The sequence below is a fragment of the Nocardia sp. NBC_00565 genome, from assembly GCF_036345915.1.
Lineage (GTDB): Bacteria > Actinomycetota > Actinomycetes > Mycobacteriales > Mycobacteriaceae > Nocardia.
On record NZ_CP107785.1, the window covers coordinates 8,837,831 to 8,850,795 of the forward strand.

Consider the following 12,965-nt stretch of genomic DNA (forward strand, 5'->3'; position numbering starts at 1 on the left):
TGTCCCATCATGGGTGGGGAGTGCGCCGAATGACCAGTTCCTAGACTGCCACTCGGGGATCCGTTGCTTCTCAGGAGTACGACGAATGACGACATCGGTCGAGCACGGTCGCGAGGGTCTGCGGCTCGATGAGCTTCCGGTCCGGCCCATCCATCGCAAACTCGTCGCGCTGGTCGGCGCGGGGCTGTTCTTCGACCTCTACGAACTGTTCCTGGCCGGCACGATCACCGGCGTACTGAAGTCCGAAATGCAGCTGTCGACCTTTCAGCTCAGCGGCATCCTGGCCTCGGCCTTCGCCGGGCAATTCCTGGGCGCGCTGGTGATCGGTCGCCTCTCGGATGTCTTCGGCCGCCGCCGCATGTTCATGGTCAATATCGCGGTGTACTCCGGCTTCACCCTGCTCGGCGCGTTCAGCCCGAATGTCGCATTCCTGATGGCGACCAGATTCCTGGCCGGTCTCGGCATCGGCGCCGAGATGACGGTCTCCGATACCTACCTCTCCGAGGTGGTGCCGCCCTCGGTCCGCGGCCGCATGATCGCGATGGCCTACACCATCGGCTTCTGCGCCGTGCCCACCGTCGGCTTCCTCGCGAAATGGCTGGTTCCGCTGCGGCCCTTGGGGATCGACGGCTGGCGCTGGCTGTTCGTGCTCGGCGGTCTCGGCGCCGCGGTGGTGTTCGTGGCGCGCAGGCACATGCCGGAGTCGCCGCATTGGCTGGCCAGGCAGCAGGAGCAGAAGGACACCGTGCCGTTCCGCGCCATCGTCGGTCGCGAATACCGCGGCCGCACCGCACTGTTCGCCGCGGTGATGGTCCTGCAGGTCTTCGGCTACTACGGCTTCGGCACCCTGGCCGTTCTGGTCTTGCAGCACAAGGGTTTCGCGGTGGTCGCCTCGCTGGGCTATCTCGCCATCACCTATCTGGGCTATCCACTCGGTTCGCTGCTGGCCGTCCCGCTGATGGAGCGCGTCGAGCGCAAGTACCTGGTGCTGGCCACCGCCGGCCTGATGGCCGTCTTCGGCCTGACCTTCGGCTTCGCCACCAGCGTCGCGCTCATCCTTATCTCGGGCGGCCTCTATACCTTGGCCAGCAACGTCTTCTCCGACGCACTGCACACATATCTGCCCGAATCGTTCCCGACCACCGTGCGCGGCACCGCCTCGGGTGCGACGTACTCGCTGTCGAAGGTGAGCACGGCCCTACTACCGTTCTTACTGCTGCCACTGCTCGACGATCACGGCTCCGGCGCGGTCTTCACGGTGATCACCGCGGCTCTCCTCGGCATGATCATGCTGGTCGCGGTGTGGGGCCCGATCACCGGCAGACGGGCGCTGGATGCCGAGTGAGTACCCTGTGACCAGGGCGAATTGGCCTGCTCGCGGTTAAACCGGTAAGCTTGGTCGGCGGTGCACCTACGCGCCGACTGTCTGCGTGCCGCCGGTCCGGTCAACTGATCGGTTACATGCAATCAGATACAAGGCAAACAAACCAGGTTTGAGTGTAAACCGGGATCGCGGAGGACATGGCGAAGAAAGACGGGGCCATCGAGGTCGAGGGTCGAGTTGTCGAGCCGCTGCCCAATGCGATGTTCCGGATCGAGCTCGAGAACGGACACAAGGTTCTCGCGCACATCAGCGGAAAGATGCGGCAGCACTACATTCGTATCCTTCCCGAGGACCGTGTGGTCGTCGAGCTGTCGCCCTACGACCTGTCGCGCGGCCGCATCGTTTACCGCTACAAGTGATCGCGCGAGCCTTAGGGCCGCGTGACCATCGAGCCGCGAGGCTCACCACAGAGACTTCCCCAGTCGTCGGCTGGGGAAAAACTGTGTTCACACCCGTGTGAACCGAACAAGATTGGACGGACGTGAAGGTTCAGCCGAGCGTCAAGAAGATCTGCGAGAAGTGCAAGGTGATCCGCCGCCACGGTCGGGTCATGGTGATCTGCGAGAACCTGCGCCACAAGCAGCGCCAGGGCTGATTTTCGCAGCACCAGCCGGGCACCGATCACTGATCGGCTTGGCCATCTAAAAGAAGAACTCCCAGCTCCAGCCGCACACTGCGGAATTCGGATCGCGCGATTCCTCGGAATCGCAAGGTCCGAGGTGTGCGAGCCAACCACCGGTACGGAGGCCGGTGCCCCACCAGACGAGGGGACGGACAGGGAGCAGACCTCCGCAACGATTAAGGAACCTGCCACATGGCACGTCTCATGGGCGTTGATCTCCCGCGCGAAAAGCGCATGGAGATCGCGCTGACCTACATTTACGGCATCGGCCGTACCCGCTCCCAGGAGATCCTCGAGGCAACGGGCGTCAGCCCCGACCTGCGCTCGAAGGATCTCAGCGACGAGCAGGTCACGCAGCTGCGTGACTACATCGAGGGTTCGTCCCTCAAGGTCGAAGGTGACCTGCGCCGCGAGGTTCAGGCCGACATTCGTCGCAAGATCGAGATCGGCTGCTACCAGGGTCTGCGCCACCGTCGTGGCCTGCCCGTACGTGGCCAGCGCACCAAGACCAACGCGCGCACCCGCAAGGGCCCGAAGCGCACCGTCGCAGGCAAGAAGAAGTAGGGGATAAAGGATGCCTCCGAAGAGTCGGGCCTCCGGCCCCAAGAAGACCCAGAAGTCGCGTCGCCGGGAAAAGAAGAACGTCCCGCACGGCCACGCGCACATCAAGAGCACGTTCAACAACACCATCGTGTCGATCACCGACCCGTCCGGCAACGTCATCTCCTGGGCGTCCTCGGGCCACGTCGGCTTCAAGGGTTCGCGCAAGTCGACCCCGTTCGCCGCGCAGCTCGCCGCCGAGAACGCGGCCCGCAAGGCGCAGGAGAACGGCGTCAAGAAGGTCGACGTGTTCGTCAAGGGCCCGGGTTCGGGCCGCGAGACCGCGATCCGTTCGCTGCAGGCCGCCGGCCTGGAAGTGGGCACGATCTCCGATGTCACCCCGCAGCCGCACAACGGCTGCCGTCCGCCCAAGCGGCGTCGCGTCTAGCGGGAAAGGAATAACGAAAAATGGCTCGTTACACAGGCCCCATCACCCGCAAGTCGCGTCGTCTGCGTGTCGACCTCGTCGGAGGCGACCAGGCGTTCGAGCGTCGTCCGTACCCGCCCGGCCAGCACGGCCGCGCTCGGATCAAGGAGTCGGAGTACCTGCTCCAGCTGCAGGAGAAGCAGAAGGCGCGCTTCTCCTACGGCGTCATGGAGAAGCAGTTCCGCCGGTACTACGAAGAGGCCAACCGCCTCAAGGGCAAGACCGGTGACAACCTGCTCCGTCTGCTGGAGACTCGTCTCGACAACGTCGTGTACCGCGCCGGTCTGGCGCGCACCCGTCGGCAGGCTCGCCAGCTGGTTTCCCACGGTCACTTCCTGGTGAACAACCGGGCCGTGAACGTCCCCAGCTTCCAGGTGACCCAGTACGACATCATCGATGTCAAGGAGAAGTCGCTCGGCACGCTGCCGTTCCAGGTCGCGCGCGAGACCGTTGGCGACCGGCCGGTTCCCGGCTGGCTGCAGGTGATCCCGGGCCGGCTGCGGATCCTGGTGCACCAGGTTCCGGAGCGCGCCCAGATCGATGTGCCGCTGCAGGAACAGCTGATCGTCGAGTACTACTCGAAGTAATCACACGGCGAGCCGTCCTAGGGACACTTTGGGCGGCATACGCGCATGGTGGGTGATCGCCCGGAGACGGGCGATCACCCACAACCCCCAGAACGTGGGCGTCAAATAGTGGGCGCCCGTACAGGAGGATGATCCTAATGCTGATTTCACAGCGTCCGACGCTGACCGAAGAGGTCGTCGCCGAGAACCGCTCGAAGTTCACCATCGAACCGCTCGAGCCGGGCTTCGGTTACACCCTCGGCAACTCGCTGCGGCGTACCCTGCTGTCCTCGATCCCGGGGGCCGCGGTCACGAGCATCCGTATCGACGGCGTCCTGCACGAGTTCACCACCGTTCCCGGTGTGAAGGAAGATGTCACCGACATCATCCTGAACCTCAAGGGTCTGGTCGTGTCCTCGGAGGAGGACGAGCCGGTCACGATGTACGTGCGCAAGCAGGGCCCGGGCACCGTCACCGCCGGTGACATCGTGCCGCCTGCCGGAGTTGTCGTGCACAACCCGGATATGCACATCGCCACCCTGAACGACAAGGGCAAGCTGGAGATCGAGCTCGTCGTCGAGCGCGGTCGCGGTTACGTCCCGGCGGTGCAGAACAAGGCGTCAGGCGCGGAAATCGGCCGGATCCCGGTGGACTCGATCTACTCGCCGGTGCTCAAGGTGACCTACAAGGTCGAGGCCACCCGTGTCGAGCAGCGCACCGACTTCGACCGTCTGATCCTGGACGTGGAGACCAAGAACTCCATCAGCGCACGGGACGCGCTCGCCTCGGCGGGTAAGACCCTGGTCGAGCTCTTCGGCCTGGCCCGTGAGCTCAACGTCGAAGCCGAAGGTATCGAGATCGGCCCGTCCCCGGCCGAGGCGGATCACATCGCCTCGTTCGGTCTGCCGATCGAGGATCTGGACCTCACCGTCCGGTCCTACAACTGCCTCAAGCGCGAGGGTGTGCACACGGTGGGCGAGCTCGTCGCCCGCACCGAGTCGGACCTGCTGGACATCCGTAACTTCGGCCAGAAGTCCATCGACGAGGTCAAGGTCAAGCTGCACGCGCTCGGCCTCTCGCTCAAGGACAGCCCGGCGTCGTTCGATCCTTCGTCCGTGGTGGGTTACGACGCGAGCACTGGTACGTGGAGCGACAGCGGCACGTTCAGTGACACCGATGGCGGCGAGCAGGACTACGCCGAGACCGAACAGCTCTAGGCCGGTGGGGTAGGCACCCCGGCTCGGCCTCACACAAGGAGAACAAACAATGCCCAAGCCCAAGAAGGGTGCTCGCTTCGGCGGGTCGGCGTCGCACCAGAAGGCGATCTTCGCCAATCTGGCCACGGCGCTCTTCGAGCACGGTCGTATCACGACCACCGAGGCCAAGGCCAAGGCGCTGCGCCCCTACGCCGAGAAGCTGGTCACCAAGGCGAAGGGCGGCACTCTCGCCGACCGTCGCGAGGTGCTCAAGGTGATCCGGAACAAGGACGTCGTCCACGAACTCTTCGCCGAGATCGGGCCGTCGTTCGAGGGCCGCGAGGGTGGCTACACCCGCATCACCAAGACGCTGCCCCGCAAGGGCGACAACGCGCCGATGGCGGTCATCGAGTTGGTCCGGGAGAAGACCGTGACCAACGAGGCCGACCGCGCTCGCCGTGTTGCCGCGTCCAAGAAGGTCGAGGAGGCTCCGGCCGCCGAGACCGTCGTCGCTGAGGCTCCGGCCGAAGAGGTCGTCGCCGAGGTCGTCGAGGCCGAGGCCCCGGCTGCCGACGAGGCCACTGAGGACAAGAAGGACGCCTGACGTTCGCGTCGCAAGTCCGGGATGAGCCCGCCGCGCCCTGTGGGTCGGCGGGCTCATTCGTGTCCGACCGAGATCACCGCGCATCGGTTTCGCGTGCTGAGTGCGTCCGGTCGGCGTTCGTATCGACTAGGAGATCGCCTGTGACCGAGGAGGATTCGGTGGATTCGACCGCGCAGTCGATGGCGTTGAGCGAGTCCGCACCGGTGGATTCGCCTGGAGTCGTGCAGGCTGCGGACTTCGATCTGCGGACGGAGTCCGATGCCGATTCGGTTCGAGTGCGGCTCGACATCAGTTACGACGGAACCGATTTCATCGGCTGGGCGCGGCAGCCCGGTCTGCGTACCGTGCAGGGCGTGCTCGAGGAATCGCTGAGCAAGGTGTTGCGCGAGCCGATCCAGTTGACCGTCGCGGGGCGCACCGATGCCGGTGTGCACGCCGAGGGGCAGGTCGCGCATTTCGATATCGGCACCGAACCGGACGCGGCCAAGCTCATCCATCGCATGGCGCGGTTTCTGCCGAAAGACGTGCGGATCAAGAACATTCGTGTCGCACCACCCGAATTCGACGCCCGATTCTCGGCGATCCGCCGTCATTATGTGTACCGGCTGACTACCGCGACCTACGGTGCCGAACCACTCCAGGCCCGCAGCGTTGTCCCCTGCCGCCACGATGTGGATATCGAAGCCATGCGCGCGGCCTCGCGAAAGCTGTTGGGCCTGCACAACTTTGCCGCCTTCTGCCGCCGCCGCGATGGCGCGACCACCGTCCGCGAACTCCAGCGCTTCGATTGGGCGCGCGACGGCGATCTGCTGACCGCCTACGTCAGCGCGGATGCCTTCTGCTGGTCCATGGTTCGCAGTCTGGTCGGCGCGGTCCTCGCCGTGGGAGAGGGGCGCCGCACGCCCGATTGGGTCGGCAATCTGCTGGCGGAAACCGAACGCTCCAGCTCGGTCACCGTGGCCCCCGCCCACGGCCTCAGCCTCATCGCCGTCGACTATCCCGCCGATTCCGACCTGGCCGCCCGCAACGCCCAAACTCGCGAAATGCGTTCGGTACCAACCGAAGACGACAGCTGCTGCGGTAGCTGAGCCAAGGCCGCACGAGGCACGACAGCCGGTCTGTACTTCACCGGTGCGGGTGCCCATATTCTCACCGACGGTGAGAATATGGGCAGCGTCAACCGAGCTCTACTGGGTAGTCTGCCCCTGACGGGGGCGTTGCTGCCTCCGCCGAGATCGCGCCGATACCCCTGATATTCGGCCTGCCGACCAATGGAAGGCGTGCATCCAGATCAGCCGGAAGACTTGGAGATATGGCAAAAGGTTATGACGAGAGGCCGGTCACACTCGCTCCGATTCTTTGTGCAAGTTTCGCGATGTGGCTCGGACGAAATATTCGGGATGTGGTGAAGCCGCTCAGCGGCGGGCAGCACGGCCTGACCGTGCCTGTTCATGACAAACTCGAGCTGGAGGATGTCTTCGATCGGAAGCGTCCGGTCGTTTTCCGCGGCACTGCGACGTCTTGGCCGGTGTTCGAGGATTACCAGCCACAACAGTTGCGCGAAAAATACCGCGAACAGAAGGTGTATGCACTGGTCAGCGCGACGAATGTGTTCACCCAGGAGACCTCGCCGACCGAACTGCTCGAGTACGGCGACGTCGTGGACGCCATTTTCGACACTCCGCTGCCCGACAAGAAGTACTACTCGCGAGCGGCCGCGGACTCCGGCCCGCTCGCCGATCAGTTGCCCGCTCGTGTCGGGCGTCGCTCGCAGAGTTCGGCGGCCAGCAGCGTCTGGATGGGGCAGGAAGGCAATCTGACACCCCTGCACAACGATCCCTGGCATGGCCTGCTGATCCAGTTGCACGGCCGCAAGCGGGTCCGGCTGTTCGCGCCGAATGAATATCACAATGTGTACGGCCGTGTGCCACGGCATGTTTCGGATATGTATACGGGGCTCCCGGTCGAGGATTTCGACCCGGATGTGACCGACTATCCGCGCCTGCGGGACTCGTCGTACTACGACGTGGTGCTGGAGACCGGTGACATTCTCTACATTCCGATGTTCTGGTGGCACCAGGTCGAGTCGGTGGATGCGGCCATCTCCTATGTCGCGCGCTACAACCCGAGCTATTTCGAATTCATGCGAGCCGCGTTCTTCCCACAGGCCGTGCGCGGCGTGCTGCGCATCGTCGACAGCGTAAAGAGCCGATTCCGCAGTAAGAAATAAGAGGATGCGGACGCTCCCGCACCGCGATTCGGCGGGCGCACGGCAGTGCGGGAGCATGACACCGATCAGCTGGACGAGCCCGCCTCGATTGTCCGCTGCTGGGCGCCGGAGATTTCGATACGGCGCGGCTGGGCCTTCTCGGCGATCGGAATCGTCACCGAGAGCACGCCGTTGTTGTAGGTCGCGCTGATCTTGTCGGCATCGACATTGTCGCCGAGGCTGAGCTGGCGCATAAACGACCCGGCGAAGCGCTCGGACGCAATCCATTGCACGCCTTCGTCACTCGGCAGGCTGCGTTGCGCGCGCAAAGTGAGGGTGCCGTTGTCGACGCTCACATCTACCGAGCCGGGGTCGACGCCGGGTAAGTCGGCGTTGAGTACGTAATGGTCGCCTGCCTTGAACAGATCCATCGGCATGAATCGCGGCGCGCGTGCGGTCCCGGCGGTTTCGCCGAGCAGCTGGCGGGCAACGGTGTCGATGTCATGGAATGGGTCGAACCGGAGCACAGCAATCACCTCCAATTTCACTAGTGGCGACGCCGGCCACGGCGGCGGGCGCCGGAGGCTGTGCACCAACCAAATTAGCACTCTCGGATAGCGAGTGCTAATAGGTTCGCTGAGATTTTCGCCGATCTGGTGTCGAATTTCGCCCGATCTCGTTGGAATAGGAACGGCGGCAGAGTCGTTGGCTGGAAACATGGCGATCGAAGGTCTCGGACGGTTCGGCGTATGGCGGCGTTATCCGGAGTTCACCCCGGCGGACGCGAGTGAGTTGGAGGGGCTCGGCTACGGTGCGCTGTGGCTGGGCGGGTCTCCACCCGCGGATCTACCCGTGGTCGAGTCGCTGCTGGAGGCGACTGAGTCGATCACCGTGGCGACCAGCATCGTGAACATCTGGACGGCGCCCGCGAAACAGGTCGCGGAGTCGTTCCACCGGATCGATGCACGGTTTCCCGGGCGGTTCCTGCTCGGCCTGGGTGCGGGCCATCCCGAAGCCGTCAGCGAATACCGCAAGCCCTATGACGCGTTGGTCGAATACTTCGACGAATTGGATGCCGAAGGGGTACCGAAGCAGCGGCGCGCACTCGCCGCGCTCGGTTCACGGGTGCTGAAGCTGGCGGCGGAACGGTCGGCGGGCGCGCTGCCCTACCTCGTCACCACCGAGCACACCGCGCGCGCTCGCGCCGTGCTCGGCGACGGCGCACTGCTGGCCACCGAACACAAGGTCGTCCTGGACGAAGATCCGGTACGGGCCCGCGCCACCGCGATCCCGCGCGTCGAGTTCTACCTGGACCTGCAGAACTACGTCGCGAACCTGCGCAGGCTCGGCTTCACCGACGACGACCTGACCAAGCCCGGCAGCGACCGCCTCTACCGCGGAATCGTGGCACATGGCGGACTCGAGTCGGTCGTCGACCAGCTCTCCGCGCATCTGGCCGCGGGCGCCGATCACGTCGCGATCCAGGTCCTCGACGGTGACCCGTCGTCCACCCTGCGCGCCCTGGCCCCGCTGCTGGCGAAACAGTCCTGAGCCGAATCTCGACTCGGCGATCGGCCGAAGTTACCGGCCGATCGCCCTAAGGGAACGTTAGAAACCGTCTGCGACGGTTCCGTGCGCGCTGTGACTGCGCACACACTGGTCTCCGACCGACGCAAGGTTGCGTCGTAGCGACTGCTTGCAGGTCGCTCGAAGGGTCGAAGAAGGAGATCTTGTGACTACGACACAGCCTGTCGGCGAGCGCCGGGTGGTCGCGAACGTATTGCGCGGTTCGATCGGCAATCTGGTCGAGTGGTACGACTGGTATGTCTACGCCGCGTTCAGCGTGTACTTCGCGAAGTCGTTCTTCCCGAAGGGCGATTCGACCGCGCAATTGCTGTCCACCGCCGCGGTTTTCGCGGTCGGCTTCCTGATGCGGCCACTCGGCGGTTGGGCGCTGGGACGCTACGCCGACAAGTTCGGTCGCCGCTCGGCGCTGACCCTGTCGGTGACGGTGATGGCCGCGGGATCGCTGCTGATCGCGTTGACGCCGGGGTACCAGACGATCGGCATCGCCGCGCCGGTGTTGCTGTTGCTGGCCCGGTTGCTGCAGGGTCTCTCGGTGGGCGGCGAATACGCAACCAGCGCAACGTATCTGTCCGAGGTGGCCTCGACAGGTAAGCGTGGATTCTATTCGAGCTTCCAGTACGTGACGCTGGTCGCGGGACAGCTGGTCGCACTCGGCGTGCAGATCGTCCTGCAGCAGTTCCTGAACAACGACCAGATGAACAACTGGGGTTGGCGGATTCCGTTCGTCATCGGTGCGGGGGCCGCGTTCATCGTGATGTGGTTGCGGCGCAGCATGGATGAATCCGAACACTTCCAGGCCGAAGTCGAGGCCGAGCGCGTTCCGTCGGTCAACAGCACCTCGGCGGCGGCCGGCACACAGCAGCCCGCGCGCGGATCGCTGCGGATGCTGCTGCAGTATCCGCGGGAATGCCTGCTGGTCATCGGGTTGACGCTCGGCGGCACCGTGGCGTTCTACACGTACACGACCTATATGCAGAAGTTCATGATCAACACCTCGGGCATCTCCAAGTCGACCGTCTCGTGGATCAATTTCATTGCGCTGCTGGTCTTCGTATTGCTGCAGCCGCTGGCCGGAGCGCTCTCCGACCGGATCGGACGGCGTAAGCTGCTGATCTTCTTCGGTGTCGCAGGCACCCTGCTGACCGTGCCGATCATGACCGTGCTCGCGCACACCAAGAACCCGATCGCGGCGTGGGCGCTGATGATGGGCGCGCTGGTCATCATCACCGGCTACACCTCGATCAACGCGATCGTGAAGGCCGAGCTGTTCCCGACCAAGATCCGCGCGCTCGGCGTCGGCCTGCCCTACGCGCTGACCGTCGCGATCTTCGGTGGCACCGCGGAGACCATCGCGCTGTCGCTGAAGCAGGCACACCATGAGTCGCTGTACTTCTGGTACGTCGCCGGCTGCATCGGCATCTCGCTGCTGACCTACTGGTTCATGCGGGAGACCTCGCGCGGATCCACCATCGACGCCGATGCGGCTGCAGCGGACGATGTCTCGCTCACCAAGGTGGATGCGCCATCGGCCGAGTCGGACCGTGATCTCGCCCCCGCCCGACCCTGACCGCCTATCCGCACACGCCGATCACCCGCTGTGGGAGGATCGGTGTGTGCGGCTGGCGGTGGTCGAGGACGATGACGGTGTAGGCGACGCGCTGGTAGAGGCGCTCAACGCCCGCGGCTATCATGCCGATCGCAAGCGCCGCGGCGCCGATCTGCTCACCGCCCACCGCGGTTACGACGCGGTCATTCTGGACCTCGGACTGCCCGACGGCGACGGCCTGCACGTACTGCGCCAGTTGCGTGAGGTGAGTTCGGTGCCGGTGCTGATCCTGACCGCACGCAGCGACGAACGCTCGATCGTGCGCGGATTGCGCGGCGGCGCCGACGACTATCTGGTGAAGCCGCCGCGGATCGCCGAATTGATGGCCCGGCTGGAGAATGTCGTGCGGCGCGCGGCCGCCGGGTCGCAACCGGAGCGGGCCGAGGTCGTCACCGGGGATGTGCGGGTGGATCTCGCGGCCCGGGTAGTCGAGGTGGCCGGGCAGCCGATCGCGTTGACTCAGAAGGAATTCGAGTTGGTGGAGGCGTTGGTGGAGCGGCCCGGTGCCGCGGTCAGCCGCCAGCAGCTGATGGATCGGATCTGGGGCGATGCGTTCGTCGCGGTATCGCGCTCGCTGGATGTGCATATGACCGGTCTGCGCGCGAAATTGGACCGACCTGGGCTGATCACCACGATTCGCGGCTACGGTTACCGCTGGGGTCAGTGATCATATTGGCCCGGCAGTGCGAGTAGAGGAGCGGAGCCAGCATGCGCAGACGGCTACTCGTCGCGCTGACGGTATTCGCGGCGATCGCGGTATTCGCCTTCGCCGTACCGCTGTCGCTGACCTTCGCGACCAGCCGGACCCAGGAGTTCGTCGCCGATCGCTCCGGTGACGCGGACCGGTTCGCCAGCCTCGCCGATGCCGCGGTGGCCGAGGGCGACAGCCGGTCGCTGGCCGACGAGGTCGGCCGCTACCACGATCTGTACGCGGAGAACGTGCTCGTCGTCGATGCCCGCGGTGCCAGGACGGTGAACGCGGGGGTTGATGTGGCCGCCGCGCCGGTCGAGGCCGCGGTCGCCGCCGCCCGCCGCAACCAGCGGCCACAGCCGGTCAACCGACTGACGCCGTGGAGCGGGCCGACGGTGCTGATCGCCCGACCCGTCGGCACTGGGGTGCAGGTCAACGGCGCGGTGGTGATCGAGGCCTCCACCGCGCGTGCCCGTCGCGATATCGCCCGCGCGTGGGCGGTGATCGCGGTCGGTGCGGTGCTGGCGATGGTGGTGTTCACCATGCTGGCGCTGAGTCTCAGTCGCTGGGTGCTGCGCCCGCTGGCGGCGTTGTCGCAGGCGGTCGCGGAATTGACCGCGACACTGCCGAAGCCGCGCGCCGAGGCCGCCGCACACGTCTCGATCGCCCGTCACCACGGCGGGCCGCCGGAGATGCGGGCGGTCGCGGAATCGTTCGACGCGATGGCGCTCGCCGTGGCCGATTCGGCGGATGCGCAACGGCAGCTCGTCGCCGACACCGCCCATGCGATGCGGAATCCGCTCGCCGCCTTGACGATTCGGCTCGATTCCCTGGAGACCGCGATCCCGGAGAGCGCGGCGGCCACCTTCCACAGTGCGGGAGCCGAGGTCGACCGGCTGACCGCGCTACTGGATGGCCTGTTGAATTTGGCGGTCGCCGAGACGCCCGCCGCCTTCGAGGCCGCACGCACTCCGACCGATACCGAAAACCATTGCGACGCTGTACAGGTGGTCGCTGATCGGGTCGACGCCTGGTACTCCGCCTTCGAGAACGCCGGACAGGAATTGCGTGCCGCGCCCATGGTGCGCGAGGCCGACACCGCGGTTTCCGCCGATGTGCTTGCCCAGATTCTCGATGTGCCGCTGAGCAATTCGTGTCGCTACGCCGGAACCGGCACGCAGACCGTCATCGTGGTCGATACCGAGCCGGACTGGGTAACGGTGACCGTGCGCGATAATGGCGCGGGTGTCGAACCCGTGGAGATCGACAAGCTGACCACCCGTTTCTTCCGCGGTTCCGGGGCGTCCTCGGGCGGTTCCGGCCTCGGGCTGCCGATCGCCGCGGCGTTGGCCCAAGCACGTGGCGGCGCACTCACGGTGCGGCCCGTCGAGCCGCGCGGGCTCGCGATCGTGGTTCGCCTGCCGCAGGTGGTGCCGCGATGAGGCTGCGGGGCGGCTTCGATGCCGCACAGTG

General features: G+C 65.4%; 15 protein-coding genes. 14 read left to right on the forward strand and 1 reads right to left on the reverse strand.

The window, feature by feature from the left end; genetic code table 11:
* Nucleotides 1–85 precede the first annotated feature (85 nt).
* The 10 genes from OG874_RS40400 to OG874_RS40445 all read left to right on the forward strand — a co-directional run bounded on the left by OG874_RS40400 (nt 86) and on the right by OG874_RS40445 (nt 7,629).
* Nucleotides 86–1,345, forward strand: a complete 1,260-nt coding sequence (locus OG874_RS40400; RefSeq protein ID WP_330252291.1) for an MFS transporter — start codon at nt 86–88, stop codon at nt 1,343–1,345.
* Between the two features lie 176 nt (nt 1,346–1,521).
* Nucleotides 1,522–1,743 (forward strand): translation initiation factor IF-1, encoded by a 222-nt coding sequence (infA, locus tag OG874_RS40405; RefSeq protein WP_003418601.1) that lies wholly within the window; start codon nt 1,522–1,524, stop codon nt 1,741–1,743.
* A gap of 122 nt (nt 1,744–1,865) precedes the next feature.
* Nucleotides 1,866–1,979: a 50S ribosomal protein L36 gene (rpmJ, locus tag OG874_RS40410; protein ID WP_040686659.1), complete on the forward strand. Its 114-nt coding sequence runs from the start codon at nt 1,866–1,868 to the stop codon at nt 1,977–1,979.
* Nucleotides 1,980–2,198: 219 nt separating this feature from the next.
* Nucleotides 2,199–2,570: a 30S ribosomal protein S13 gene (gene rpsM / locus OG874_RS40415; protein ID WP_330252292.1), complete on the forward strand. Its 372-nt coding sequence runs from the start codon at nt 2,199–2,201 to the stop codon at nt 2,568–2,570.
* A 10-nt stretch (nt 2,571–2,580) separates the two neighbouring features.
* Nucleotides 2,581–2,994: a 30S ribosomal protein S11 gene (rpsK, locus tag OG874_RS40420; RefSeq protein WP_014349147.1), complete on the forward strand. Its 414-nt coding sequence runs from the start codon at nt 2,581–2,583 to the stop codon at nt 2,992–2,994.
* A 20-nt stretch (nt 2,995–3,014) separates the two neighbouring features.
* Nucleotides 3,015–3,620, forward strand: coding sequence for a 30S ribosomal protein S4 (gene rpsD / locus OG874_RS40425; protein ID WP_330252293.1), 606 nt, complete (start codon nt 3,015–3,017; stop codon nt 3,618–3,620).
* A gap of 137 nt (nt 3,621–3,757) precedes the next feature.
* A complete protein-coding gene (locus OG874_RS40430) occupies nt 3,758–4,816 on the forward strand; it encodes a DNA-directed RNA polymerase subunit alpha (protein ID WP_067785162.1) in 1,059 nt (352 codons plus the stop codon).
* Nucleotides 4,817–4,865: 49 nt separating this feature from the next.
* Complete coding sequence (rplQ, locus tag OG874_RS40435; RefSeq protein WP_330252294.1) at nt 4,866–5,399, forward strand: 50S ribosomal protein L17; 534 nt, start codon at nt 4,866–4,868, stop codon at nt 5,397–5,399.
* A 140-nt stretch (nt 5,400–5,539) separates the two neighbouring features.
* Complete coding sequence (truA, locus tag OG874_RS40440) at nt 5,540–6,487, forward strand: tRNA pseudouridine(38-40) synthase TruA (protein ID WP_330252295.1); 948 nt, start codon at nt 5,540–5,542, stop codon at nt 6,485–6,487.
* Nucleotides 6,488–6,801: 314 nt separating this feature from the next.
* The gene (locus tag OG874_RS40445; RefSeq protein WP_330252296.1) at nt 6,802–7,629 is read left to right on the forward strand and encodes a cupin-like domain-containing protein; all 828 of its coding nucleotides are present in this window, start codon (nt 6,802–6,804) and stop codon (nt 7,627–7,629) included.
* A 65-nt stretch (nt 7,630–7,694) separates the two neighbouring features.
* Here OG874_RS40445 and OG874_RS40450 read toward each other — a convergent pair whose 3' ends face one another.
* On the reverse strand, nt 7,695–8,135 hold the full coding sequence (locus OG874_RS40450; protein WP_330252297.1) for an Hsp20/alpha crystallin family protein: 441 nt from the start codon (nt 8,133–8,135) through the stop codon (nt 7,695–7,697).
* 190 nt (nt 8,136–8,325) lie between these two features.
* Here OG874_RS40450 and OG874_RS40455 point away from each other — a divergent pair, with 190 nt between their 5' ends.
* The 4 genes from OG874_RS40455 (at nt 8,326) to OG874_RS40470 (ending at nt 12,934) form a co-directional block, all read left to right on the forward strand.
* A complete protein-coding gene (locus OG874_RS40455) occupies nt 8,326–9,159 on the forward strand; it encodes an LLM class F420-dependent oxidoreductase (RefSeq protein ID WP_330252298.1) in 834 nt (277 codons plus the stop codon).
* Nucleotides 9,160–9,340: 181 nt separating this feature from the next.
* Entirely contained in the window at nt 9,341–10,762 is a 1,422-nt protein-coding gene (locus OG874_RS40460) for an MFS transporter (protein ID WP_330252299.1), read from the forward strand.
* A 46-nt stretch (nt 10,763–10,808) separates the two neighbouring features.
* A complete protein-coding gene (locus OG874_RS40465; RefSeq protein WP_330252300.1) occupies nt 10,809–11,468 on the forward strand; it encodes a response regulator transcription factor in 660 nt (219 codons plus the stop codon).
* Between the two features lie 41 nt (nt 11,469–11,509).
* Nucleotides 11,510–12,934, forward strand: coding sequence for a sensor histidine kinase (locus OG874_RS40470; RefSeq protein WP_330252301.1), 1,425 nt, complete (start codon nt 11,510–11,512; stop codon nt 12,932–12,934).
* The last annotated feature ends 31 nt before the right edge of the window (nt 12,935–12,965 follow it).

Bases quoted from the DNA above. Each gene is read 5' to 3' on its own strand.
- infA (WP_003418601.1), top strand. From the start codon at position 1,522: ATGGCGAAGAAAGACGGGGCCATCGAGGTCGAGGGTCGAGTTGTCGAG.
- rplQ (WP_330252294.1), top strand. From the start codon at position 4,866: ATGCCCAAGCCCAAGAAGGGTGCTCGCTTCGGCGGGTCGGCGTCGCAC.
- OG874_RS40455 (WP_330252298.1), top strand. From the start codon at position 8,326: ATGGCGATCGAAGGTCTCGGACGGTTCGGCGTATGGCGGCGTTATCCG.
- rpsD (WP_330252293.1), top strand. From the start codon at position 3,015: ATGGCTCGTTACACAGGCCCCATCACCCGCAAGTCGCGTCGTCTGCGT.
- rpsM (WP_330252292.1), top strand. From the start codon at position 2,199: ATGGCACGTCTCATGGGCGTTGATCTCCCGCGCGAAAAGCGCATGGAG.
- OG874_RS40400 (WP_330252291.1), top strand. From the start codon at position 86: ATGACGACATCGGTCGAGCACGGTCGCGAGGGTCTGCGGCTCGATGAG.
- OG874_RS40470 (WP_330252301.1), top strand. From the start codon at position 11,510: ATGCGCAGACGGCTACTCGTCGCGCTGACGGTATTCGCGGCGATCGCG.
- OG874_RS40430 (WP_067785162.1), top strand. From the start codon at position 3,758: ATGCTGATTTCACAGCGTCCGACGCTGACCGAAGAGGTCGTCGCCGAG.
- rpsK (WP_014349147.1), top strand. From the start codon at position 2,581: ATGCCTCCGAAGAGTCGGGCCTCCGGCCCCAAGAAGACCCAGAAGTCG.